This is a genomic window from Variovorax glucosi, from assembly GCF_051216695.1.
In the GTDB taxonomy this organism is placed as follows: Bacteria; Pseudomonadota; Gammaproteobacteria; order Burkholderiales; family Burkholderiaceae_C; genus Variovorax.
The window spans coordinates 774711-798004 of record NZ_JBPJZE010000002.1 but is presented as its reverse complement, the minus strand read 5'-3'; the positions used below and the strand labels follow the sequence as shown (position 1 = coordinate 798004).

22 protein-coding genes are annotated in these 23294 nt (G+C 63.8%); 7 read left to right on the top strand and 15 right to left on the bottom strand.

What is annotated here, in order from left to right; genetic code table 11:
* Nucleotides 1-6: 6 nt before the first annotated feature.
* From ACSFA3_RS12015 to ACSFA3_RS12000, 4 genes are all read right to left on the bottom strand, one after another.
* Nucleotides 7-1662 carry a putative bifunctional diguanylate cyclase/phosphodiesterase gene (locus tag ACSFA3_RS12015; RefSeq protein WP_435505669.1) on the bottom strand — a complete coding sequence of 552 codons (1656 nt, stop codon included), beginning with the start codon at nt 1660-1662 and terminating at the stop codon, nt 7-9.
* Nucleotides 1659-3089: a sensor domain-containing diguanylate cyclase gene (locus ACSFA3_RS12010; protein WP_435506214.1), complete on the bottom strand. Its 1431-nt coding sequence runs from the start codon at nt 3087-3089 to the stop codon at nt 1659-1661. The genes ACSFA3_RS12015 and ACSFA3_RS12010 overlap by 4 nt, the downstream gene beginning before the upstream one ends.
* Nucleotides 3090-3168: 79 nt before the next feature.
* Nucleotides 3169-4446, bottom strand: coding sequence for a cation:proton antiporter (locus ACSFA3_RS12005; protein ID WP_435505668.1), 1278 nt, complete (start codon nt 4444-4446; stop codon nt 3169-3171).
* A 27-nt stretch (nt 4447-4473) separates the two neighbouring features.
* A complete protein-coding gene (locus ACSFA3_RS12000) occupies nt 4474-5433 on the bottom strand; it encodes an SDR family oxidoreductase (RefSeq protein WP_435505667.1) in 960 nt (319 codons plus the stop codon).
* A gap of 50 nt (nt 5434-5483) precedes the next feature.
* Between ACSFA3_RS12000 and ACSFA3_RS11995 the strand changes: the two genes are divergently transcribed.
* Both ACSFA3_RS11995 and ACSFA3_RS11990 read left to right on the top strand, forming a co-directional pair.
* The gene (locus tag ACSFA3_RS11995) at nt 5484-6527 is read left to right on the top strand and encodes a CDP-6-deoxy-delta-3,4-glucoseen reductase (RefSeq protein WP_435505666.1); all 1044 of its coding nucleotides are present in this window, start codon (nt 5484-5486) and stop codon (nt 6525-6527) included.
* A gap of 8 nt (nt 6528-6535) precedes the next feature.
* Nucleotides 6536-7513 carry a Bug family tripartite tricarboxylate transporter substrate binding protein gene (locus ACSFA3_RS11990; RefSeq protein WP_435505665.1) on the top strand — a complete coding sequence of 326 codons (978 nt, stop codon included), beginning with the start codon at nt 6536-6538 and terminating at the stop codon, nt 7511-7513.
* A 25-nt stretch (nt 7514-7538) separates the two neighbouring features.
* On the opposite strand, the gene ACSFA3_RS11985 is transcribed toward ACSFA3_RS11990, so the two are convergent.
* The 8 genes from ACSFA3_RS11985 to ACSFA3_RS11950 form a co-directional block, all read right to left on the bottom strand.
* Nucleotides 7539-8279, bottom strand: a complete 741-nt coding sequence (locus ACSFA3_RS11985) for an ABC transporter ATP-binding protein (RefSeq protein WP_435505664.1) — start codon at nt 8277-8279, stop codon at nt 7539-7541.
* A 2-nt stretch (nt 8280-8281) separates the two neighbouring features.
* Nucleotides 8282-9079, bottom strand: coding sequence for an ABC transporter ATP-binding protein (locus ACSFA3_RS11980; protein WP_435505663.1), 798 nt, complete (start codon nt 9077-9079; stop codon nt 8282-8284).
* Between the two features lie 35 nt (nt 9080-9114).
* Complete coding sequence (locus ACSFA3_RS11975) at nt 9115-10302, bottom strand: branched-chain amino acid ABC transporter permease (protein WP_435505662.1); 1188 nt, start codon at nt 10300-10302, stop codon at nt 9115-9117.
* A 25-nt stretch (nt 10303-10327) separates the two neighbouring features.
* Nucleotides 10328-11257, bottom strand: a complete 930-nt coding sequence (locus ACSFA3_RS11970) for a branched-chain amino acid ABC transporter permease (protein ID WP_435505661.1) — start codon at nt 11255-11257, stop codon at nt 10328-10330.
* Between the two features lie 226 nt (nt 11258-11483).
* Nucleotides 11484-12773, bottom strand: coding sequence for a replication-associated recombination protein A (locus ACSFA3_RS11965; RefSeq protein ID WP_435505660.1), 1290 nt, complete (start codon nt 12771-12773; stop codon nt 11484-11486).
* 10 nt (nt 12774-12783) lie between these two features.
* Nucleotides 12784-13419 carry an outer membrane lipoprotein periplasmic chaperone LolA gene (gene lolA, locus ACSFA3_RS11960; protein ID WP_435505659.1) on the bottom strand — a complete coding sequence of 212 codons (636 nt, stop codon included), beginning with the start codon at nt 13417-13419 and terminating at the stop codon, nt 12784-12786.
* A gap of 22 nt (nt 13420-13441) precedes the next feature.
* Entirely contained in the window at nt 13442-15829 is a 2388-nt protein-coding gene (locus tag ACSFA3_RS11955; protein WP_435505658.1) for a DNA translocase FtsK, read from the bottom strand.
* Between the two features lie 138 nt (nt 15830-15967).
* Nucleotides 15968-16642 carry a Crp/Fnr family transcriptional regulator gene (locus tag ACSFA3_RS11950; protein ID WP_435505657.1) on the bottom strand — a complete coding sequence of 225 codons (675 nt, stop codon included), beginning with the start codon at nt 16640-16642 and terminating at the stop codon, nt 15968-15970.
* A gap of 155 nt (nt 16643-16797) precedes the next feature.
* On the opposite strand from ACSFA3_RS11950, the gene trxB reads away from it, so the two are divergent.
* The 3 genes from trxB to rpmG all read left to right on the top strand — a co-directional run bounded on the left by trxB (nt 16798) and on the right by rpmG (nt 18361).
* On the top strand, nt 16798-17757 hold the full coding sequence (gene trxB, locus ACSFA3_RS11945) for a thioredoxin-disulfide reductase (protein WP_435505656.1): 960 nt from the start codon (nt 16798-16800) through the stop codon (nt 17755-17757).
* Nucleotides 17758-17942: 185 nt separating this feature from the next.
* A complete protein-coding gene (gene rpmB / locus ACSFA3_RS11940) occupies nt 17943-18176 on the top strand; it encodes a 50S ribosomal protein L28 (protein ID WP_435505655.1) in 234 nt (77 codons plus the stop codon).
* 11 nt (nt 18177-18187) lie between these two features.
* Entirely contained in the window at nt 18188-18361 is a 174-nt protein-coding gene (gene rpmG / locus ACSFA3_RS11935; RefSeq protein WP_435505654.1) for a 50S ribosomal protein L33, read from the top strand.
* Between the two features lie 112 nt (nt 18362-18473).
* On the opposite strand, the gene ACSFA3_RS11930 is transcribed toward rpmG, so the two are convergent.
* Entirely contained in the window at nt 18474-19688 is a 1215-nt protein-coding gene (locus ACSFA3_RS11930; RefSeq protein ID WP_435505653.1) for a DesA family fatty acid desaturase, read from the bottom strand.
* Nucleotides 19689-19820: 132 nt separating this feature from the next.
* On the bottom strand, nt 19821-21092 hold the full coding sequence (locus ACSFA3_RS11925; RefSeq protein ID WP_435505652.1) for an RsmB/NOP family class I SAM-dependent RNA methyltransferase: 1272 nt from the start codon (nt 21090-21092) through the stop codon (nt 19821-19823).
* Between the two features lie 74 nt (nt 21093-21166).
* Here ACSFA3_RS11925 and ACSFA3_RS11920 point away from each other — a divergent pair, with 74 nt between their 5' ends.
* Nucleotides 21167-21403 carry a DUF1653 domain-containing protein gene (locus ACSFA3_RS11920; RefSeq protein WP_435505651.1) on the top strand — a complete coding sequence of 79 codons (237 nt, stop codon included), beginning with the start codon at nt 21167-21169 and terminating at the stop codon, nt 21401-21403.
* A gap of 1 nt (nt 21404) precedes the next feature.
* On the opposite strand, the gene purN is transcribed toward ACSFA3_RS11920, so the two are convergent.
* A complete protein-coding gene (gene purN / locus ACSFA3_RS11915; protein ID WP_435505650.1) occupies nt 21405-21992 on the bottom strand; it encodes a phosphoribosylglycinamide formyltransferase in 588 nt (195 codons plus the stop codon).
* Between the two features lie 120 nt (nt 21993-22112).
* Here purN and ACSFA3_RS11910 point away from each other — a divergent pair, with 120 nt between their 5' ends.
* Complete coding sequence (locus tag ACSFA3_RS11910; RefSeq protein WP_435505649.1) at nt 22113-23294, top strand: acyl-CoA dehydrogenase family protein; 1182 nt, start codon at nt 22113-22115, stop codon at nt 23292-23294.

The window sequence follows — 23294 nt, the reverse complement described above, 5'->3', positions numbered from 1 at the left end:
GGGTCTTTAGCAGTCCTCGGCCCGCCCCCACAGCGGGGCAGCTTCGAATCCGGCGATCCATTGCGGAACATCGTCCGGCGGCATCGGGCGAGCGATGCCGTAACCCTGCCCGAGCGTGCAGCCGAGCGCCATCAGCGCATGTCCGTGCGCGACCGATTCGACGCCCTCGGCCACCGCCTTGCGACCCAGTCCTTTTGCCAATAGCAGGATGCCTTTGACGATGGCCTGGTCCTCGGCGCTATCGAGCACGCCCTTGACGAACGACTGGTCGAGCTTCAGCGCCGACACCGGAAGCCGGCGGAGATACGTCAGCGACGAATAGCCGGTGCCGAAATCGTCCATCGTGACCGGCACGCCGAGCACCTTGCAGTCCTCGACGAAGTGAGTGGCAGTCGTGAAATCCGTGATGGCGGTGCTTTCGAGTATCTCGAGCTCCAGCACGCCCAGATGCAACTGCGGAAAGCGGGCCAGATGGGCGGCCAGCATCTCGATGAAATCGGGCCGCTGCATGTGGCGCGGGCTGATATTCACGCTCACCGACGTCTTTACCCCCAGCGACAACCATTCGGCGGCCTGCCGCAGCGCCTCTCCGATCACCCAGTCGCCGATCTGCTCGATCAACTCGTGATCCTCGACCAGCGGAATGAAGACGGCCGGTTGAAGCAGGCCACGTTCGGGGTGCTGCCAGCGGATCAGCGCCTCGAGGCCGATCACATGCCCGCATCGCATGTCGACCTTCGGCTGATAGGACAGACAGAATTCCTCGCGTGCCAGCGCCTCGGCGATGCGCTGGCGAATCAGCATGCCTTCCTGCTCTTCGAGCGCCTGATCGGCATCGAAGAAGTGCACTCGGCTACCGGCGGCGCGCTTGGCGAAAAACACCGCGTGCTGCGCGTGCTGCAACATCACTTCGGTCGGCTGCTCGCCCTGCGGCATCAGCGCGACGCCGACGCTCGGTCGAATACGCGCCAGACGGTCCTGCAGTCGGAACGGATGCGCCAGACGCGCAAGGATCTGCTGCAGCAGCGCTTCGCACTGCTTTCGGCTGGCGAACGAAAGCACCAGTGCGAATTCGTCTCCGCCGACGCGTGCGACGGTCGCATCGTGCGGCACGGCAGCCTTCAGCCGGCGCGCCACTTCTCGCAGCACCGCATCGCCGCCGACTGGCCCGAACGCTTCGTTGATGTCGCGAAAGCGGTCGAGATCGAGATAGAAAACGCCCAGCATCCGCGGCGTCGCGCCATCGCCGCCCGGCCGCACGGGCAGTTCGTCGATCGACGGCACCCGGTTCGGCAATCGGGTGAGCGCGTCATGACGCGACAGCAGGCCCATGCGAACGGCACGCGTCTCGCTGACGGCAGGATTGAGCGTCCAGAGGGTGCAGCCGTCTTCCATGCGCTCGCCGCGCATGTCGACGCGCAAATCGACGCCGTTGCCCGTCTTGAGGGACACACCCTGGCAATCGATGGCGCCGAGCGCCGGCATCGCCAGATCGCCCGGAACGGTGTTCAGGGCGTCTGCGTCGGGTGCATAGACGTCGCTGAACGGCATGTCGGCCAGTGCGCCCACCAGATAGCCGAGCAGATGGTGTGCGTCCTCGTCCGCCCAGACGATCTGTCCCTCGCTGACCTTCAGGTGACCGACGGACAGACGTGTCGTCATCTGTGGCGCTCCACGCCCTGTGCGCTGTAGTGGCTCGCCTTGTCGACGTACATCGCTCGGTCGGCACGCACCAGGGCAGCATCCAGCGATTCCCTGCCGTCGCAGGTGGCGATGCCGATCGCAAGGCTCAGCGTGTGGCCGCTTCGACCGGCGTAGAACTGGTTGTTGAGCTCAAGCAGGGCCAGGATGCGGTCGCGCACGGCTTCGGCACCGCGCTCGTCGGTGACAGGCAGCAGGATCGCGAACTCGTCTCCACCCACGCGGGCCGGCCAGGCGGGTTCGTCGACCACCTTGCCCAGCACCTCGCCGACGCGCCGCAGCAGGGCGTCGCCGGCGGCATGACCCTCCTCGTCATTGACCTGCTTCAGGCCGTTGAGGTCGATCGACAGCACCGACACCGGCCAGGGACCCTTGCGCTGCAGGCGGTTGAGTTCCTCGGTATAGAACGTGCGGTTGCGCAGTTGCGTGAGCACATCGTGCTTTCCGAGGAATTCGAGGTACGCCTCGGCCTTCTTGCGTGCGGTGATGTCCATCAGGGACACCAGCACCATGTCCCACTCGGCCAGATGCGCTTCGAGCACGTTGAACTGCATGTGGATGTTCACCATGTCGCCCTTGAGCGAATAGTTCACCACCTCGCGATGCTGCAGCGTCTTGCCCGCCCAGAGGTCCTGCAGCTGCTCGGCGAAGGAGTCGCGCATTTCGCCGCGGAAGATGCGCGGAATGTTCTCCAGCAGCGTCTTCTTGTCGGGAGCGCCGAACATGCGCAGCGTCTCCTGGTTGACGTCGATCACTCGGATCTCCTGCATGCACCGGGCGATGAACTCCGGATGCACCTTCAGGAACGTGTTGAAGTCGACGATGCCGCGATTTCGGATGTCGTCGAGCAGACGCTTCACCGCACTGAAATCCTCGACCCACAGCGAAACCGGCGACTGCTCGAAGAGGTTCTGCGCATAGACGGCGCTTTCTTCTCGCTGGCGTTCGGCATGCACCTGCGCAGTGACGTCGTCGAGCGAGATCATGACGCGGTCCCAGGTCGACTCGTGGCCCGGCAGCACGCGGACGCGCAGGTGCACGTCGAGCCGCCGTCCGTCGAGCGCGTAGTTGATCGTGCGGTTCTCGTAGCTGAGCACGCCGTTCCAGAGCTGTTCCATCTCATGGATGAAGCGATCCGCCATGTCGCCGCGGAAGATCGTTCCCAGGTTGGCGACCAGCTCCGCCTGGCTCGATGCGGCAAACAGCTTGAGCGTGGTGTCGTTGACACGCAGCACCTGCAGCCTGCCCATGCATTCGGCGATCCGGGAAGGTTCTGCGCGCAGATAGGCACCCAGATCATCGACGCCCTCGGAATGCCAACGGTCGAACAGCTGATGAAGCCCGCTGAAGTCCTCCAGCCAGAGGGACACGGGTGCCAGATCGAACATGGCTTCGAAGTCGGTTGGCACGTTTGGCACGGTAGGCACGTTGGACACGAGAGACATTCTGCTTGTCGAGGAACGGTTGCTAGACGGACGTTGCATGGACGATCTCCGGATCGGCCTTGGCCTTGGCCTTGGTCGAGTCGCGCATGACCCGGTTGAAAAGCGGTGTTGCAAGGAGCGTGCTGGTAATCGCCATCAGAACCAGGATCGAGAACAGGCCCGGCTCGATCACGCCGGCCTGCAGCCCGATGTTGATGATGATGAGCTCCATCAGGCCGCGCGCGTTCATGAGCGAACCGATGGCCATCGCGTCGCGGTTGCTCTCGCCCGAGGCGCGCGCAGCTGCCCAGCAGGCGATGCCTTTTCCGGCGAACGAAGTGATCAGAATCGCCACTGCTGCCAGCATGATTCCCGGATCGAGCAGTACGGCGAGTCGCGTGTTCAGGCCCGAGTAGATGAAGAAGATCGGCAGCAGGAAGACGACGACGAAGGGCTGCAGCTGCTCACGGAGCTTCTGCGTCAGGGCACCGCGCGGCAGGACCGCACCGAGCAGGAAACCGCCGAAGACGGCATGGATGCCGATGGCGTCCATGGCGAAGGCGCTCAGCGCGAACAGCGCCAGCACCACGGCCAGCACGGTCGAGCCGAGCGGCATGTCCGGCTTGACATGGGTTGCGAGCCGCTTGAGGAGGCGCGAGCCGATGAACACCATGAAGAGCGCATACGCCACGCCGCCGCCGATGGCCAGATAGGCCCCGCCCCACGAACCGCCGAAGCTCGACAGCACGATCGCGAGGATGCACCAGGCAATGGCGTCGTCGACGGCGCCGGCCGTGAGCGCCAGCGTGCCGAGCGACGTGCCCGCCAGGCCGCGCTCGTGGATGATGCGCGCCAGCATCGGGAAGGCGGTGATGGCGATGGCCGCGCCGAGGAACATCGACGCCTCGAGCGGCTTCACCTTGGCCGCGAACAGGCCGGGCACGGTCTGCAGCCACGGCGCCAGTGCGAACGCCAATATGAACGGCACCACGATGCCGGCGACCGACACCGACACGGCACTGCGGAAACGGCTCTTGAAATGATCGGCTCGGAATTCGGTGCCGACCAGGAACATGTACAGCCCGACGCCCAGCTGCGCGCCGACGTAGAGCATGCCGATCGTCTCCTTGGGGAACAGCGCGCGCTGCAGGTCGGGCAGCAACAGACCGAACAGCGACGGCCCTAGCGCCACGCCGGCAATCATTTCTCCCACCACCTGAGGCTGACCCAGCTTTTGCGCCAGTCTTCCGACGAGCTGACAGACGACGATGATGACCGCAATCTGAAGGAAGAAATAGACTGAAAGCTGGGATATGGGCATGGGTTCAATAGTGAGCGGGAGACATTATCAGCGCCCTCCCGTCGAAACCGGCTGCTCGTCGCTGCGCAATCCGGTCTCGATCGTCGGGTAGCGCAAACGCACGCGCAGTTCCCGCTTGAGACGCGTGTTGTCGAGCCGGCGGGATTCGCCCATGAAGCTCAGCAGCGATACCGGCAGCTGCTTCTGCGCATCGTCCCGCGCGATCCGTTGCGGACGCTGCATGCCATAGAGATCGGCGGCGAAATCGATGTAGTCGCCCATCTTCATCTCGGTGTCGTCGCTCGCATGGAACACGCGCTGCGTGCCGCCGCGCCACAGCGCCGCCACGCAGATGCGCGCCAGGTCGTCGGCATGGATGTGGTTGGTGTAGACGTCGTCTTCGGGACGCAGCACCGGTGTGCCGCGCGCCAGCCGCCCGCGCGGCGTGCCACCGGCACGGTCGGGGGCATAGATGCCCGGAATGCGCAGGATGCGCACGGCGACGCCTGAACGACCGAGCCATCGCACGGCAAGTTCGGCATCGACCCGGCGGTGGGCGCGCGGGTTGTGCGGCTGCACGGCGCGGGTTTCATCGATGCGCGCACCGCCGCAGTCGCCGTAGACGCCGCTGGTCGATCCGTAGACCAGCGCCGCTGGCAGAGAACGAAGCTGCAGGGCGCGGACCAGCGCGGTCGTGCGCGCGTCGCGCCACCAGTCGCCGGCACCGGCGTCCGCACCCGGCGGCGGCGCAAGGTGCAGCACGCGGTCGGCGATGCCGGCGAGCCGGCGCAGGCTGACCGGCGCATCGAGGTCGGCAACGAGAGGCCGCAGTCCGGCTGCGCGAAGATCGGAGACGCGATCGGGCGACGAAGTCAGTGCGATCAGCTGGACGCGGCCGCGCAGCAGCTTCGCGGCGCGCATGCCGACGTCGCCGCAGCCGACGATCAGGACGCGCTGGCGACGGAAGCGCGCGGGCAGCGCGCCGGTAGGGTTGGCGATTGAAGGCAAAATCCGTTGTTCCCATAGAGACAGAGCAAGACAGAGCTCCAAGAATACCCATGACCGGCTTCCAGATCACCATTGAACCCAGTGGCCGCAATTTCGTGGCGCAGAGCGACGAAACCATCCTGGCCGCTGGCATCCGCCAGGGCATCGGCCTGCCCTACGGCTGCAAGGACGGGGCCTGCGGGTCCTGCAAATGCAAGAAGCTGTCGGGCGAAGTCAGCCACGGCCCGCACCAGAGCAAGGCGCTGAGCGCCGAGGAAGAGCTCGCCGGCTTCGTGCTCACCTGCTGCGCGACCGCGCAGAGCGACGTGATGCTCGAATCGCGCCAGGTCACCGAAGCCGGCGCCTTCCCGATCCGCAAGATGCCCGCGCGCGTGCTGGCGCTGGCCCGGCTGTCGCACGACGTGATGCAGGTGCGCCTGCAACTGCCGGCCGGCGAGCCGATGAAGTTCCATGCCGGCCAGTACATCGAATTTCTCCTGCGCGACGGTGCGCGGCGCAGCTATTCGATGGCCAATGCGCCTCACACGCTGCTAGAGCCCGGCGTGGGCGTCGAGATGCACATCCGCCACATGCCCGGCGGCAAGTTCACCGACCATGTGTTCGGCGCGATGAAGGAGAAGGAAATCCTGCGCGTCGAAGGACCGTACGGCAGCTTCTTCCTGCGCGAGGAATCGGCCAAGCCGATGGTGCTGCTGGCCTCGGGCACCGGCTTCGCGCCGATCAAGGCGCTGATAGAGCACATGAAGTTCAAGCGCATCGAACGCCCGGCAACCGTGTATTGGGGCGGCCGCCGGCCTGCCGATCTGTACATGGACGACTGGATGCAGGCGCAAGTGGCCGAGATGCCGAACCTGCGCTACGTGCCGGTGGTCTCGAACGCCGTGCCCGAAGACAACTGGACCGGTCGCACCGGCTTCGTGCATCGCGCGGTGCTGGAAGACTTCGCCGACCTCTCTTGCCATCAGATCTACGCCTGCGGTGCGCCGATCGTGGTCGATTCGGCCAAGCGCGATTTCATGGCGGAAGCCGGCCTGCCGGAGGACGAATTCTTCGCCGACGCCTTCACCACGGAGGCGGACAAGGCAGTGCCTTGAGGTCGGTCATGCGCAAACCAGCACTTGTGTCATTCCTCGCACTGGGCGTCCTGGCGGTTTCCGCGACCGTTCTGTACGCGCAGCCGACCGGCCGTCCCATCCGCCTTGTCGTGCCCTACGCGGCAGGCGGCCCCATCGACGTGACGGCGCGCATCCTCGCAGAGGGCGTCAAGAATTCGCTGGGCACGGTCATCATCGACAACAAGCCCGGCGCCGGCGGAAACATCGGTGCCGACACGGTCGCCAAGTCCGCGCCCGACGGCCTGACGATCGGCATCGCCGCCACCGCGACCAACGCGGTCAATCCGTGGCTCTACAGCAAGATGCCCTTCAATGCGGCGACCGACTTCGCGCCGATCACCCAGATGGTGCGCGTGCCCAATGTGCTGGTCATGAATGCGCAGACCGCCGAGCGGCTGAACATCCACACGGTGGCGCAGCTCATCGCCTACGCCAAGGCCAATCCCGGCAAGCTGAATTACGGAAGCGGCGGCAACGGCAGTGCCGGTCATCTGGCCGGCGAGATGTTCAAGAAGGAAGCCGGCATCTTCGCCGTGCACATTCCGTACAACGGCGGCAATCCGGCGCAACTGGCCCTGCTCTCGCAGCAGGTCGACTTCAATTTCGACAATCTCGCGACGGCCGCGCCGAACATCCGCTCGGGCAAGCTCAAGGCGATCGCCGTGACCACCGCGCAGCGCAGCAACGCGCTGCCCGACGTGCCGCCAGTGTCGGACACGCTCAAGGGCTTCGCGATCGATACGTGGTGGGGCCTGGTCGCACCGGCAGGCACACCGGACGACGTGGTGGCACGGCTGAATCAGGCTTTCGTCGCCGCGCTGAATGCGCCGGAAACGAAGACGCGCTTCGGTACGCTGCTGGCCGAGCCGGTGGCGAGCACGCCGGCGCAGTTCGGGACGTTCATGAAAAGCGAGTTGGCGAAATACGAGAAGGTGGTGAAGGCGACCGGGGCGAAGGTGGATTGAAAAAGCCGCTCGAGAGCGGCTTCTTTCATTCCCCCAGGTACGCTGCCCTGACTCTCGGGTCGTTGAGCATGATCTTCGCGTCCCCGCTCATCGTCACCATGCCCGACTCCATCACATACCCCCGGTCCGCGATCTGCAGCGCGCGGCTTGCGTTCTGCTCGACCAGCAGTACCGTCACGCCCTGGTCGTAGACGTTCTTCACCACCTCGAAGATCTTGTCCACCATGATCGGCGACAGGCCCATCGAGGGTTCGTCGAGCAACAGCACCTTCGGCCTCGCCATCAGCGCCCGGCCCATCGCCAGCATCTGCTGCTCGCCGCCCGACATCGTCCCGGCCAGCTGGTCCTTGCGCTCCCTGAGGCGCGGGAAGATCGCGAACATCCGCTCGATGTCGTCCGCGATCCCGCCTTTGTCGTCCCGGATGTAGGCGCCGATCTGCAGGTTCTCGGTGATCGTCATGCGCGTGAACACGCCCCTGCCCTCGGGCACCATTACAAGACCCTCGCCCACCAGATCCCAGGCTCCCCGGCCCTTGATGCTGCGGCCCAGGAACTCGATGTCCCCGTCCACGAACGGCAGCGTGCCGGTGATCGCCTTCATCGTGGTCGTCTTGCCCGCGCCGTTGGAGCCGATCAAGGACACCAGTTCGCCTTCGCGCACCTCGAAGTCCACGCCCTTGACCGCCTGGATGCCGCCGTAGGCGACCTTGAGGCCGGTGACTTTCAGCAGCGTCTTGCCTGCTGTCTTGTTCGCTGTCTCGCTCATGTTCAATGCCCTCCCGTGCCGAGGTAAGCCTCGATCACCTTCTCGTTCTTCTGCACCTCCGCAGGCGTGCCCTCCGCGATCTGCTTGCCGTAGTCGAGCACCGTGAGCCGGTCGCACAGGCCCATCACCAGCTTCACGTCGTGCTCGATCAAGAGGATGGTGCGGTTGTCCTTCCGAATGCGGCTGATGAGTTCGCGCAGCATCACCTTTTCGGTGGCGTTCATGCCCGCCGCAGGCTCGTCGAGCGCGATCAGCTGCGGGTCGGTGGCCAGCGCGCGGGCGATCTCCAGGCGCCTCTGGTCGCCGTAGCTCAGCGTTCGGGCCTTGTAGTCGGCGAACTTGCCGATGCCCACGTAGTCGAGGAGCTCGTGCGCGCGCTCGGCGATGGCACGCTCCTCGGCCTTGAAGCTCGATGTCCGCAGGATCGCGCCCACCACGCCCGAGTGCGTGCGCACATGGCGCCCGACCATCACGTTCTCCAGCGCTGTCATGTCCGCGAAGAGCCGGATGTTCTGGAAGGTGCGCGCGATGCCGGCCTTGGCCACCTCGTGCACGGCGGTGGGTTGATAAGGCTTGCCCGCCAGAGCGAAGCTGCCCGAATCCGGCGTGTAGAGCCCGGTGATGACGTTGAAGAAGGTGGTCTTGCCCGCTCCGTTGGGCCCGATCAGGCCGTAGACCTGCCCGCGCTGGATCCTGATGCCCACGTCCGAGAGTGCCTGCAGGCCGCCGAAGCGCTTGGAGATGCCGCTTACGTCGAGGATGGTGTCTGCTGTGGATGTCGATGCTGATGCTGTGCTCATGGCTGTGTCCGCTTTTTGTTCTTGCTGTCGTTCGTTCACGGATTGATCGATATCGGCCGCGCGGGCGAACCAGGCACTTCATCGGCCGGGCCGGAGACGCCCGGCTCGCTCAGCGCCACCGGCGGAGTCGCATCCCCCGCCCGGCGCTTGAGCGACTTGCCGTGCGCGGGCGATGGCCACAGCCCGCGCGGGCGCACCAGCATGATCACGATCATCGCGAGCGCGATGAAGAGCTGGCGCAGGATCGACGCGTCCAGCCGCCCGCCGGTCATCGCCTGCAGCGGTCCGGCCACGTAGCGCAGCACCTCGGGCAGCGCAGCGAGCAGCACCGCGCCCAGGATCACCCCGGGCAGGTGGCCGATGCCGCCGAGCACCACCATCGCCACGATCATCACCGACTCCATCAGGCTGAACGACTCCGGAGAGACGAAGCCCTGGAAGGCGGCGAACATGGCCCCCGACACGCCGCCGAAGCTCGCTCCCATGCCGAAGGCGAGCAGCTTCATGTTGCGGGTGTTGATGCCCATGGCCTTGGCTGCGATCTCGTCTTCCCGGATCGCCATCCACGCTCGGCCGACGCGCGAGAGCTGCAGGCGGTGGGAGACGATGACGGTGACGATGACGAGTGCGAGGAACAGGTAGTAGTAGAGCGAGACGGAGGCGATGGTGAAGTCGCCGATCTTCAGCTTCTGGCCGAGGTTCAGGCCCCAGAAGTGCACCGGGTCGATCGCGTCCAGCCCCTTGGGGCCGTTGGTGATGTTGACCGGGTGGTCGAGGGTGTTCAGGAAGACCCGGATGATCTCGCCGAAGCCGAGCGTGACGATGGCCAGGTAGTCGCCTCGAAGGCGCAGCGTGGGCGCACCCAGCAGCACGCCGAAGACCCCCGCGAGCACGAAGGCCAGCGGGATGACCACCAGCAGCGGCGTGTGCACGCCGTTCGGGAACATGGCCTTGATGGCCGGGAAGGTCTCGGCCAGGTGGGGCGAGCCGAGCAGTGCGTACAGATACGCGCCGATGGCGAAGAAGGCGACGTAGCCGAGGTCCAGCAGGCCGGCGTAGCCGACCACGATGTTCAGCCCGAGGGCGAGCAGCACGTAGAGCAGCGCGATGTCCACGATGCGCACCCAGGCGTTGCCCTGGGCCTGGAGGGCCAGCGGCAGGATGAGCAGCAGCACGGCGGCGACGATGAAGACGACGATCTTCTGCAGGCGGGGGTTGTTCATGTTCGACATGTTCTTGTGCTCCCGTTCAGGCACGGTCGGCCACGCGCTCGCCCAGGAGGCCCGAGGGCCGCACGGTGAGCGTCAGGATCAGGATGACGAAGGCGAAGATGTCGCTGTGCTGGCTGCCGAGGATGCCGCCGGTGGCCGCTCCCAGGTAGCCCGCTCCGATGGCTTCGATCAGACCCAGCAGGATGCCGCCGACGACTGCACCGGCCAGGTTGCCGATGCCGCCGAAGACGGCTGCGGTAAACGCCTTCAGGCCCGGGCCGAAGCCCATGGCGTGCTGGACGATGCCGTAGTTGCTGGCGTACATGACGCCGGCGATGGCCGCGAGCACGGCGCCGATGATGAAGGTGGCGGAGATGACCATGTCCGGGCGGATGCCCATGAGAGACGCTACGCGCGGGTTCTCGGCCGTCGCCCGCATGGCGCGCCCGAGCTTGGTGTAGTTCACGAGCCAGGTCAGCACTGCCAGGGAGATGGCGGTGACGACCAGGATCATGATCTGGGTGGGCGAGATGGAAGCGCCGGCGACCACGATCGACTCGCTCGGCAGCAGCGTGGGGTAGGCCTTGTTGGTCGGGCGCCAGATGATCATGGCGAGCGTCTGCAGCAGGATCGACATGCCGATGGCGGTGATGAGCGGGGCGAGCTTGGGGCTGTTGCGAAGCGGCCGGTAGGCGACCTTCTCGATCACGAAGTTCAGGCTGGCCGCGACCACGCAGGCGATGATCAGCGCGATCAGGAGCATCAGCCAGCCGGGGATGCCGGGCATCGACTCCTGCATGAGACCGATGATGGTCCAGCTGGTGAGCGCCCCCACCATCAGCACCTCGCCGTGGGCGAAATTGATCAGGTTGATGATGCCGTACACCATCGTGTAGCCCAGCGCGATCAGGGCATACATGCTGCCCAGGACCAGCCCGTTGATGATCTGCTGCAGCAGGATTTCCATATATCGCGTCCCTTTTTTGTATTGCACCCGCGGTAGGTGCTTTCGGCTCGACCAAGACGCCGGATTGGCATCACTGGTCCATCTAGCAAAAAACCCGCCAGCATGTTGCGCTTGGCGGATTTATGGGCGGGATTGTAGTCATGGGTTTGCGCCAAAACGGTGCGCCACATACAAGGGTTTACCCCTTTGCATGACCGGTAGCGGTGCCAGGCGGGCAAACTGCCGCTTATTCGGTCGCGGCGTCGTTGCGCTTGCGCAGTTCGCGCAATTTTTCGGCGATCCGGATTTCGAGACCGCGCTCTACCGGCCGGTAGAAGCCCGGCGCGGGCATGCCATCGGGCAGATAGCTCTCGCCGGCCGCGAAACCGCCCTCCTCGTCGTGCGCATAGCGATAGCCCTTGCCGTAGTCGAGCTCCTTCATCAGCTTGGTCGGCGCATTGCGCAGATGCATCGGCACCGGGCGCGTGCCGTCCTTCTTGATGAACGCCTTGACCTCGTTGTAGGCCTTGTAGACCGCGTTCGACTTCGGCGCCATCGCGAGGTAGATCACGCATTCGGCCAGCGCCAGCTCGCCTTCGGGCGTACCGAGCCGCTCGTAGACCTCGGAGGCATCGAGCGCCAGCCGCAGCGCGCGCGGATCGGCAAGCCCGATATCCTCGGCCGCCATCCGCACCAGCCGACGCGCCATGTAGCGCGGATCGGCGCCGCCATCCAGCATGCGCACGAACCAGTACAGCGAAGCGTCCGGATCGCTGCCGCGCACCGACTTGTGAAGCGCGCTGATGGTGTCGTAAAACTGCTCTCCGCCCTTGTCGTACCGCCGCATGCGCTCGCCCAGGACACGCATCAGCCAGGCGTCGGTGATGTCGTCCAGCTTCTCGGCACCAGCGGCGACGGCCAGCGTCTCCAGCGTGTTCAGCAGCCGGCGCGCATCGCCGTCGGCATAGGCGACCAGCCGGTCGATGGCATCCGACGCGATGGACGGAACGGCCTGGATGTCCTGCGCGCGCGTGACGATGCGACGCAGATCGTCCTCGGTCAGCGGCTGCAGCACATAGACGGCGGCACGCGAGAGCAACGCCGAATTGACCTCGAAAGACGGGTTCTCGGTCGTCGCACCGATGAACGTGAAAAGCCCGGACTCGACGTGCGGCAGGAAAGCGTCCTGCTGGCTCTTGTTGAACCGATGCACCTCGTCGACGAAGACGATCGTGCGACGCTGTTCGATGCCGTCGCGCACCACCGTCGCACGGTCGACCGCCTCGCGGATGTCCTTCACGCCGCCGAGCACGGCGCTGATGCTCAGGAATTGCGCGTCGAAAGCATCCGCCATCAGGCGCGCGATGGTCGTCTTCCCGGTCCCTGGCGGCCCCCAGAGGATGCAGGAATGCGGCTGCCCGGATTCGAAGGCAATGCGCAGCGGCATGCCCGGCCCGAGCAGGTGCTGCTGGCCGATGACTTCGCCCAGCGTCTTGGGACGAAGGCGTTCTGCGAGTGGCTGGTGAGCGGTGGCCATCGAGCCCCGCCTACTCCTTGAGCACGTCGGCGCCGGCCGGTGCCTTGAAAGCGAAGGTTCCTGCGCCGAGCGACGGATTCACTTCGACCTTGCTGAACCTCAGTACCGAACGCTGACCGAAGCTGTCGAGGATTTCCAGCGCAGCCAGTGCATCGCCTTGAAAGCCGATCTGAATCCCCTGCAGCTGGCCATCCTTGGCCTTCGGTGTTGCCTTGACCCACTGCAGCCCATCGCGTTCCGGCGCGGACTCGAGCGTGAAATCGGCCTGAAGCGCGCGGAGATCGGGCGCGGCCGCGATCAGCGCCGCCGGTGTCGAACCGAGCGCCTGCGCCTGCGCGCGCTGCGTGACCTGATTGAGTTCGACGTCGTACAACCACAGAGATTGCCCGTCGGCGACGATGGTCTGCGCGAAAGGCTTCTTGTAGTCGAACTTGAATTTGCCGGGCCGCTGGAATTCGAAGGTGCCCGTCGACGTCTTGGTACGCGACGGCTGTCCGTCACGAGAAGGCGCAGTCACCGTTTGCGTGAACTCGGCACGGCCCGACTTCGCACCCCTGACGAAATTTTCCAGACTCTGCAGTCCGTCGGCCCAGGCGCCTGCCGCAGCTGCTGCCAGGCAAAGGCCGATCCAGTATTTCTTGTTCATTCCGCTCGATTCCTCACTCATGTCACTCGCTGCGCGCCGGAACCAGGATTTCGCGCTGGCCATTAGTGCCCATGGCACTCACCAGTCCCGCGTTTTCCATGTCCTCGACCAGGCGCGCTGCGCGGTTGTAGCCGATCTTCAGATGGCGCTGGACCAGGGAAATGCTCGCCTTGCGGTTCTTGAGCACGACTTCGACCGCCTGGTCGTACATCGGATCCTTCTCTCCATCGCCATCGCTGCCGGATAGATCGCCGTCGCCGTCGACGGTTCCCCCTTCGAGCACGCCTTCGATGTAATCCGGTTCGCCCTGCGACTTGAGATAGGCCACCACGCGGTGCACTTCCTCGTCGCTCACAAAGGCGCCGTGCACGCGGATCGGCAGGCCGGTACCGCTCGGCATGTAGAGCATGTCGCCCATGCCGAGCAGCGCCTCGGCGCCCATCTGGTCGAGGATGGTGCGGCTGTCGATCTTGCTCGACACCTGGAACGCGATCCGCGTCGGGATGTTGGCCTTGATCAGGCCGGTGATCACGTCCACGCTTGGCCGCTGGGTCGCGAGGATCAGGTGGATGCCGGCCGCACGCGCCTTCTGCGCCAGACGCGCGATCAGCTCTTCGATCTTCTTGCCGACCACCATCATCAGGTCGGCCAGTTCGTCGATCACGACCACGATGTGCGGTTCGCGCTTCAGCGGCTCCGGATCGTCCGGCGTCAGGCTGAACGGGTTGTAGATGAACTCCTCGCGCGCCTTGGCTTCGTCGATCTTGACGTTGTAGCCCGCCAGGTTGCGTACGCCCAGCTTGCTCATCAGCTTGTAGCGGCGTTCCATCTCGGCCACGCACCAGTTCAGGCCGTGCGCCGCCTGCCGCATGTCGGTGACCACCGGCGCCAACAGGTGCGGAATGCCTTCGTAAACTGACATTTCGAGCATCTTCGGGTCGATCATGAGCAGACGAACGTCGCGCGCCTCCGCCTTGTAGAGCAGGCTCAGGATCATCGCGTTGATACCCACCGACTTGCCCGAACCGGTCGTGCCGGCCACCAGCACGTGCGGCATCTTGGCAAGGTCGGCCACCACCGGATTGCCGACGATGTCCTTCCCGAGGCCCATCGTGAGCATCGACTTGCCTTCGTTGTAGATCTGCGAACCGAGGATCTCGCTCAACTTGATCGACTGGCGCTTGGCGTTCGGCAGTTCGAGCGCCATGTAGTTCTTGCCGGGAATCGTCTCGACCACGCGGATCGACACCAGCGAAAGCGAGCGTGCCAGGTCCTTCGCCAAGCCGACGATCTGCGAACCCTTCACGCCGGTGGCAGGCTCGATCTCGTAGCGCGTGATCACCGGGCCGGGCGACGCCAGCACCACGCGCACGTCGACGCCGAAGTCCTTGAGCTTCTTCTCGATCATCCGCGAGGTCATTTCGAGGGTGTCGGGCGAGACGGTCTCCTGGCGCAATTGGGCCGCATCGAGCAGCGCGACCTGCGGCAGCTTGCTGTCGAGCGCGTCACGGAACAGCGGCTTCTGGCGCTCCTTGACCACGCGGTCGCTGGCCGGCGCCTCGGGCATCGCCTGCTCGATCTGGACCGGTGGCGATGCGGGACGCTTCTTCGACCGCGGTGCGCTGGGTAAACGGCCCGGCTCGGTGTCGAGCGAAGGTCCGTCGCCACGCTCGGTCGGCGGTCCTTCCTCACGCTCGCGGACCGCCTTGCGCCCCATCGCGAGGTCTTCGGCGATCTCGCGTTTCTCGCGGCGCCATTCGAACAGCGAGTACACGCGTGCGCCGACACGCTCGGCAATATGGGTCCATGAAAAACGGAAGACGAGTGCTGCGCCGATGACGCCGCCCGCAATGGCAATCAGCGCCGAACCGGTGAACCCGATCCACCTGACGCTCAGAGGTCCGACGAAATAGCCCAGCACGCCGCCACCATGGCCCGGCAGACGAAATTCGAGTCGGTACAGGCGGGACCATTCCAGCATCGCGCTCGCGCAGAGCAGCAAGACAAGCCCGCACCAGAACGCGATGCGGCTGCGGTTGAAGCGACCAAGCGGCGCTGGCTCCGCGCCAGGTGTCGTTTCGCCGCCACGCAGCCATCCGGCCAACGACGACAGCCAGACCCTCAAGCCGGCAGCCAGGCACCACCAGATGGAATAGCCGCCAAGAAAATAGCTGCCGTCCGCAAGCCAGGCGCCGATGCGGCCGGCCCAGTTCTTGACCTCGCCACCGGTGCCCGACGTGGACCACGCCGCATCGGAAGGCGTGAAGCTGAGCATCGCGAGCAGCCAGAAAAGAAGCGCAACAAATCCGGCGATCAGCGTGATTTCGTGCGCAAACCGCATCGCGCGCAAGCGAACCGGTTGCGAAGCGGAAGTATTGGAAGACTGGAGTGTGTTCAGCAAATAGGTCATGGAAAGCGCAACGCCTCATCCGCAGCCGGTGCTGCGGCAGGATCGACGTTCAACCATGGAGACTACAACGGAAACGTGCCAGATCGCACACCCGAGGTCGCGTGCGACGACGTCGTTCTTTCCAGATACTCGATCGAGTCAGGTCAGGGACGACAGCCGGTCCTTGACCAGCATCGAGCCGTCCGCCTGCGTCTGCACGAAGCCGCGTTCTTCGAGATCCTTCATGACGCGGCTGACCATTTCACGCGACGCACCCACCATCTTCGCCAGGTCCTGACGGGAAATCTTGTCGCGGATCTTGAGGTTTCCGACACCGTCGTCGACGGCGAATTCGATCAGCGAACGGGCGACACGGCCATAGACGTCCATCAGGGCCAGGGATTCGATCTTGCGGTCGGCGTGGCGCAGGCGCTGCACCAGTCCGCGCATGATGTTGTACGACATCGATGCGTTCTCGGGCAGGCAGCGGGAGAACGCGTCGCGGTCGAGTACCAGCACATCGGTCTGCACTTCGGTCCGGACCGTGGCGGAATGCGGTTCGTCGTCGATCAGGCTCATCTCGCCGATATAGTCCCCGGGCTGCAGCGTTGCCAGGATGACCTCGCGCCCGCGGCTGTCGGTGCTCATGACGCGCGCGCGCCCGGTGAGGATGATGTAAAGCGCATCGGACTTCTTGCCCTGCTCGACGACCATCTCGGCGCGCTTGAAACGCTTCTTGATGATCGCATCTGCAATGCTTGCCGACTGAGTCGGGGTGAGCGCAGCGAACAAAGGTACTCGCCGCAACAATTCAAGATTGGAAAGCATCGACATTCATCAATCCCCGAGTTCCGCGCGAATGCCCAAGTGGATTAATACAATCGCGCGCATAAAAAACGTCCCGCACGTGGAACGAGCCGAAAGGTGATACTTAAACATCACCCGGAAAATGTACACGCTGATACAGCATTAATCCTCACTTTTTCATAATGTCTACCGTTCAACACGCACGCGTTCTTATCTTGGGCTCTGGCCCGGCTGGTTATACGGCTGCTGTTTACGCGGCGCGGGCCAATCTGCAACCGCTGCTGATCACCGGCATGGCTCAGGGCGGTCAGCTCATGACCACGACGGAAGTCGACAATTGGCCGGCCGACGTCCATGGCGTGCAGGGCCCGGAACTGATGCAGCGTTTTCTCGAGCATGCAGAGCGCTTCAAGACGCAGATCGTCTTCGACCACATCAGCGCAGTCGATTTCAGCAAGCGTCCGTTCACCCTTACCGGCGACAGCGGCACCTACACCTGCGATTCGCTGGTGATCGCAACCGGTGCGTCGGCGAAGTATTTGGGCCTCGAATCGGAGCAGCGCTTCATGGGCCGGGGCGTTTCCGGCTGCGCGACATGCGACGGATTCTTCTATCGCGAGCAGGAAGTCTGCGTGATCGGCGGCGGCAACACGGCCGTCGAGGAAGCCCTCTATCTCTCGAACATCGCCAGCAAGGTGACGCTGGTGCATCGTCGCGACAAATTCAAGGCGGAGCCGATCCTCGTGGACAAGCTCCACGAGAAGGTCGCCGAGGGCAAGATCGAACTGAAGACCTTCAACGTGCTCGACGAAGTGCTCGGCGACGACTCCGGCGTGACCGGCATCCGCCTGCGCAACGTCGACACCGACGCAACTGAGGATGTGGAACTCAAGGGTTGCTTCATAGCCATCGGCCATCATCCGAACACCGACATTTTCCAGGGCAAGCTGGAAATGAAGGACGGCTACATCGTCACGCGTTCCGGCCTGAAGGGTTTCGCGACCATGACCAGTGTCGAAGGCGTTTTTGCCGCCGGCGACGTGCAGGACAACATCTACCGGCAGGCGATCACCAGCGCCGGCACCGGGTGCATGGCCGCTCTGGACGCCCAGCGCTATCTTGAGCAGAACGGCACGCTATAATCGCAGGCTTTGCCGGATTCGGCTGGCCGCTCCTCTTGCGGACAGTTCGGCAAATTCGGGGTACCGCCACCCGTTTCTGGCGAGGTCAAGCTGCAGAACATCCCTTGGATCGACGCTTCAACAAGCGTCGAATCGTGTTGTAAAACACCCACAGGGATACCAGCTGTTCAAGAAAGAGTGTCCAAATGGCACGCGTATGTGAAGTCACGGGCAAGGGCCCGATGGTCGGAAACAAGGTTTCCCACGCCAACAACAAAACCAAGCGCCGGTTCCTCCCGAACCTGCAATATCGCCGTTTCTGGGTCGAGACCGAAAACCGTTGGGTTCGCCTGCGTGTTTCGAGCGCTGCATTGCGCCTGATCGACAAGAACGGTATCGATGCTGTGCTCGCAGACCTGCGCGCACGCGGCCAAGCTTAAGGAGCTGAATCATGGCAACGAGCAAAGGCGGACGCGAAAAGATCAAGCTGGAATCCACTGCGGGTACCGGCCATTTCTACACGACGAGCAAGAACAAGAAGACGACACCTGAAAAGCTGTCGATGATGAAGTTCGACCCAAAGGCGCGCAAGCACGTCGAATACAAGGAAATCAAGCTGAAGTAATTCGGCTAAATTCTTGAAAGACCCGCTGCGATCCAGCGGGTTTTTTATTGCCTGTTGATTAAACAAAAAGCCGGCTTGTCAGCCGGCTTTTTAAGCATGAACGTCTTTCGGCTCAGGTTCGTGCAGCACGCAGGCGCGTTGAAAACTCACGCAAACCGGCAATGCCGCTGGCCTCGGCGCGGTGACACCACGCAGCCAGATCGGATGCCAATTGCTCACGGGAATGCGAAGTGTTCAGCCACAACTGGCGAAGCTCTTCGCGCATCGTCACCATCTTGTCCAACACCGGATGTGCGGCACGGGCTTGGACGATGTGAGGGCGCGCGGCTGCAGGCACCTTGTCGTCGTCGCGATGCAACCAGCGATTGGCTGCCTTCAGCACCGAAAGATCGGCACCCTTGGCTTTCAATGCGTCCAGCTCGTCACGCGTCGTGCGGCGCATTTCGCGCGCGAAACCAGCCATGACTTCGTAGCGATTGGCGATGACCGCCTCCAGCGTCTTTTCGTCGGCTACCGGTCGCACGTCGCCCATCAGCATCTTCGGTGGCAGCTTCTTGACATGCGCCCAGCCGATCTTCTGCATCAGGCTGATATAGAACCAGCCGATGTCGAACTCGTATTTCTTGACCGAGAACTTCGCCGACGTCGGATAGGTGTGATGGTTGTTGTGCAACTCTTCGCCACCGATGATCAGGCCCCAAGGAACCAGATTGGTACTGGCGTCGACGGCTTCGAAATTGCGGTAACCCCAGAAGTGACCGATACCGTTAACGATGCCCGCTGCCCAGAAAGGAATCCACAGCATCTGCACGGCCCAGACTGCAAGACCGGCCGTACCGAACAACGCGACGTTGATCACCATCATCAGGCCGACGCCCTGCCAGCTGAAGCGCGAATAGAGGTTGCGTTCGATCCAGTCGTCTGGCGTACCGTGGCCGTAGCGCTCCATGGTCTCCTTGTTCTGCGATTCCTTGCGATACAGCTCTGCGCCGCGCCACATGACTTCGTCGATGCCCTTGACCTGCGGACTGTGCGGATCGTCGACCGTCTCGCACTTCGCATGGTGCTTGCGATGGATGGCAACCCATTCCTTCGTAACCATGCCGGTGCTGAGCCAGAGCCAGAAACGGAAGAAATGCGAAGGAATCGCGCCCAGATCCATCGAACGGTGCGTCTGCGTGCGGTGCAGGAAGACGGTCACGCCGACGATGGTGATGTGCGTGGTGATCAGCGTGTACAACACGATTTCCCACCAGGCCAGATCCCACAAGCCGTGTCCGAGCCATTGAATGGCCGCGTTCAGTACGGCGTAGTCAGGAAGCATCATTTAGTTCAGTACTCCATAGCCACACGAAGGTGCAGCATCAAAGGTAACCATAGATTTTAAAGGCTTGACCCAAAAATAGGGTCTAAATCCTTGCCACCGAAGGTTTTTTCCACCCGTTTTGGAGCCTCCGGACTACTTCCGGTTCCACACCGCCGCAAAAAATCCGTCTGTCGCATGGAGATGCGGCCAGAGCCGCAGATACCGCTTCCCGCCCTCACCGCCCGCGCAAAGACCTGCCGCGCCCTCCACCTTCAACGCTTCCAGCAGCGCATTCGCATCCTGCGGCTCGAAATCCGGGTTGGCGGCGCTGAAAGCTTCGGCAATCGCCTCGTTTTCTTCGGGCAAGACGCTGCAGGTCGCGTAAACGAGCCGACCGCCAGACTTCACCAATCGCGCAGCGCTTTGCAGGATGGCGGTCTGCTTGGCGGTGAGTTCCTCGACCGACTTCGGCGACTGACGCCATTTCAGGTCGGGGTTGCGCCGCAGCGTTCCAAGCCCCGAACACGGCGCGTCGACGAGTACCCGGTCGATCTTGCCGGCCAGCCGCTTGATCCGCTCGTCGCGCTCGTGCGCGATCGCCGCCGGATGCACGTTCGACAGCTTGCTGCGTGCGAGGCGAGGCTTGAGCGCGTCGAGGCGGTGCGCCGACGTGTCGAACGCATAGAGACGACCCGTGTTGCGCATCGTCGCGCCGATCGCCAGCGTCTTGCCACCGGCGCCGGCACAGAAGTCGACCACCATCTCGCCGCGCTTGGCGTCGAGCAGCAGCGCCAGAAGCTGCGAGCCTTCGTCCTGCACCTCGACCGCACCGCGCGTGAAAGCGTCGAGCTTGTTCAGCGCCGGCTTGCCGTCGATACGCAGACCCCAGGGCGAAAACGGCGTCGGAACGGCTTTCAACGCCGCAGCCGCAAGCTCCTTCTGGACATCCGCGCGCTTGTCGTTGAGCGTGTTCACGCGCAGATCGAGCGGTGCAGGCTGCTGCAGGCTTTCTACCAGCGGCCAGAAACCATCGCCGACCTGCGCCTTGAGCGGACCGACCATCCATTCGGGAAGGTTGTGGCGATGGCGCTCCAGCAGATCGTCGGGTTTGACCGCGTCGCAGTTGTCGAGCCAGCGCTTTTCGGTGTCGTTGAGCGCGCTCTTCAGGAAGTCGCGCGGGCCGTGAAAGCCGAGGATCGCCATGCGGCGCTCCTTGGAACCCGAGCCGGACGGCGACAGATGGTCGAACAGCAGTTTCTTGCGCAGGACGGTGTAGACCGTCTCGGCGAGCGTCGCGCGCTCGCGGGGACCGAACTCGCGGTGGTCACGAAAAAAACGGGAAACAACCTGGTCGGCTGGATGATCGAACTTGAGGACGAGGCCGACGAGATCGGCGGTGGCCTCCAAAAGGGCTTTGGGATGCATGCCCCGATTGTCTCAGTCGCGGCACATCGACAATTGCGCGCAACTTTTCAACGATTTTTTCAAGCTTCCAATCCATGACCGACGACGACCTGCCGCCCCTGATCGAAACGCCGCCCGGCCTGTACCGCCACTACAAAGGCGGCGAATACGAAGTCGTCGGCACCGTGCGGCACAGCGAGACGCTGGAGCCGATGACGCTCTATCGCGCGCTCTACGGTCAGCGCGGGCTGTGGGTGCGGCCGGCCGCGATGTTCGGTGAATCGGTGGAAATCGACGGCGTGGTGCGGCCGCGTTTTCTCAAGATCGTCTGAATCAAGCCAGGGTTGCGGCAAGCCAGCCGGCGATCGCGCGCGGATACAGCCGGTGCTCCTGAGTGAGGACGCGTGCGGCGAGCGTTTCTGCGGTGTCGCCCACCAGCACCGGAACAATGGCCTGGTCGAGGATCGGCCCATGGTCCAGTTCCGCCGTCACCTGATGCACGGTGACGCCGGCGACCTTGCACCCGGCCTCGATGGCACGACGGTGCGTGTGCAGTCCCGGAAACGCCGGCAGCAGTGAAGGATGGATATTGAGCAGCCGCCCTTCGTAGCGCGCGACGAAACCCGGCGTCAGGATCCGCATGAAACCGGCCAGCACGATCAGCGCCGGCGAATGGGCATCGATCTGTTCGGCCAGCGCTGCATCGAAAGCATCGCGCGAGGCGAATCCGGTGTGCGGAACGACGGCGGTCGACAGGCCTTTCGACTCGGCGAAGACGAGTCCGCCGGCGTCCGCCTTGTTGCTGATCACGGCAACCACGCGGGCGCCGAATCGATCGGCCCAACGCTCCTGCGCTGCCGCATCGACGATGGCGGCCATGTTGGAGCCTGCGCCCGAGATAAGGATGACGATGTTCTTCATGGGTTCTTCCGAGCGCGGGATTATCGGCGGGCCGCTTGTCGCGCCGCGGACAGCGACCCATCGCACGACCGTGCTAAAAACTTCGACGATTAAAGTCACCGAGACAAAAGCGAGGCACGCATGGATTTGAGCTTCACACCCCAGGAACAGGCTTTCCGCGAAGAGATTCGCGCCTGGGTAAAGGACAACCTACCCACCGATATTTCGCACAAGGTGCACAACGCGCTCGAACTCACGCGCGACGATTTGCAGCGCTGGGCAAAGATCCTCGGCAAGAAAGGCTGGCTCGGCTACGGCTGGCCGAAAGAGTTCGGCGGTCCGGGCTGGACGTCGATCCAGCGGCATCTGTTCGAAGAAGAAACCGCTCTCGCAGGAGCGCCGCGCATCGTTCCGTTCGGCCCGGTGATGGTCGCACCGGTGATCCAGGCTTTCGGCAATGCCGACCAGCAGCAGCGTTTCCTGCCAGGCATCGCCAGCGGCGAAGTCTGGTGGAGCCAGGGCTACAGCGAACCGGGCTCGGGTTCCGATCTCGCCTCGCTCAAGACCAAAGCCGAACGCAAGGGCGACAAATACATCGTCAACGGCCAAAAGACCTGGACCACGCTCGGCCAATACGGCGACTGGATGTTCAATCTGGTGCGCACGAGCAGCGAGGGCAAGCCGCAGACCGGCATCAGCTTCCTGCTGCTCGACATGAAATCGCCCGGCGTGACGGTGCGCCCGATTAAATTGCTCGACGGCAGCGTCGAAGTCAACGAAGTCTGGTTCGACAACGTCGAGGTGCACGTCGAAAACCTGATCGGCGAAGAGAACAAGGGCTGGACCTACGCGAAGCATCTGCTGAGCCACGAGCGCACCAACATCGCCGACGTGAACCGCGCCAAGCGTGAACTGGAGCGGCTCAAACGCATCGCCAAGGTCGAAGGTCTCTGGGAAGACATGCGTTTCCGCGACGAGATAGCCAAGCTCGAAGTCGACGTGGTCGCACTCGAGATGCTAGTGCTGCGCGTGTTGGCTGCTTCGAGCGCAGGAAAGAACTCGCTCGACATCGCCGGCCTGCTCAAGATCAGAGGCAGCGAGATTCAGCAGCGCTACAGCGAACTGATGATGCTGGCCGGCGGCCCGTACGCGCTGCCCCTGATTCGCGAGGCGATGGAAGCCGGCTGGCAAGGCGACTTTCCGGGCGGAAATCCCGGCCTGGCGCCGCTGGCTTCGACTTTCTTCAACATGCGCAAGACGACCATCTACGGCGGCTCGAACGAAGTGCAGCGGAATATCGTCGCGCAGACGGTGCTGGGTTAA

Bases quoted from the DNA above. Each gene is read 5' to 3' on its own strand.
- ACSFA3_RS12015 (WP_435505669.1), bottom strand. From the start codon at position 1,662: ATGACGACACGTCTGTCCGTCGGTCACCTGAAGGTCAGCGAGGGACAG.
- ACSFA3_RS12010 (WP_435506214.1), bottom strand. From the start codon at position 3,089: ATGTTCGATCTGGCACCCGTGTCCCTCTGGCTGGAGGACTTCAGCGGG.
- ACSFA3_RS12005 (WP_435505668.1), bottom strand. From the start codon at position 4,446: ATGCCCATATCCCAGCTTTCAGTCTATTTCTTCCTTCAGATTGCGGTC.
- ACSFA3_RS11995 (WP_435505666.1), top strand. From the start codon at position 5,484: ATGACCGGCTTCCAGATCACCATTGAACCCAGTGGCCGCAATTTCGTG.
- ACSFA3_RS11990 (WP_435505665.1), top strand. From the start codon at position 6,536: ATGCGCAAACCAGCACTTGTGTCATTCCTCGCACTGGGCGTCCTGGCG.
- ACSFA3_RS11985 (WP_435505664.1), bottom strand. From the start codon at position 8,279: ATGAGCGAGACAGCGAACAAGACAGCAGGCAAGACGCTGCTGAAAGTC.
- ACSFA3_RS11980 (WP_435505663.1), bottom strand. From the start codon at position 9,079: ATGAGCACAGCATCAGCATCGACATCCACAGCAGACACCATCCTCGAC.
- ACSFA3_RS11975 (WP_435505662.1), bottom strand. From the start codon at position 10,302: ATGAACAACCCCCGCCTGCAGAAGATCGTCGTCTTCATCGTCGCCGCC.
- ACSFA3_RS11970 (WP_435505661.1), bottom strand. From the start codon at position 11,257: ATGGAAATCCTGCTGCAGCAGATCATCAACGGGCTGGTCCTGGGCAGC.
- ACSFA3_RS11965 (WP_435505660.1), bottom strand. From the start codon at position 12,773: ATGGCCACCGCTCACCAGCCACTCGCAGAACGCCTTCGTCCCAAGACG.
- lolA (WP_435505659.1), bottom strand. From the start codon at position 13,419: ATGAACAAGAAATACTGGATCGGCCTTTGCCTGGCAGCAGCTGCGGCA.
- ACSFA3_RS11955 (WP_435505658.1), bottom strand. From the start codon at position 15,829: ATGACCTATTTGCTGAACACACTCCAGTCTTCCAATACTTCCGCTTCG.
- ACSFA3_RS11950 (WP_435505657.1), bottom strand. From the start codon at position 16,642: ATGTCGATGCTTTCCAATCTTGAATTGTTGCGGCGAGTACCTTTGTTC.
- trxB (WP_435505656.1), top strand. From the start codon at position 16,798: ATGTCTACCGTTCAACACGCACGCGTTCTTATCTTGGGCTCTGGCCCG.
- rpmB (WP_435505655.1), top strand. From the start codon at position 17,943: ATGGCACGCGTATGTGAAGTCACGGGCAAGGGCCCGATGGTCGGAAAC.
- rpmG (WP_435505654.1), top strand. From the start codon at position 18,188: ATGGCAACGAGCAAAGGCGGACGCGAAAAGATCAAGCTGGAATCCACT.
- ACSFA3_RS11930 (WP_435505653.1), bottom strand. From the start codon at position 19,688: ATGATGCTTCCTGACTACGCCGTACTGAACGCGGCCATTCAATGGCTC.
- ACSFA3_RS11925 (WP_435505652.1), bottom strand. From the start codon at position 21,092: ATGCATCCCAAAGCCCTTTTGGAGGCCACCGCCGATCTCGTCGGCCTC.
- ACSFA3_RS11920 (WP_435505651.1), top strand. From the start codon at position 21,167: ATGACCGACGACGACCTGCCGCCCCTGATCGAAACGCCGCCCGGCCTG.
- purN (WP_435505650.1), bottom strand. From the start codon at position 21,992: ATGAAGAACATCGTCATCCTTATCTCGGGCGCAGGCTCCAACATGGCC.
- ACSFA3_RS11910 (WP_435505649.1), top strand. From the start codon at position 22,113: ATGGATTTGAGCTTCACACCCCAGGAACAGGCTTTCCGCGAAGAGATT.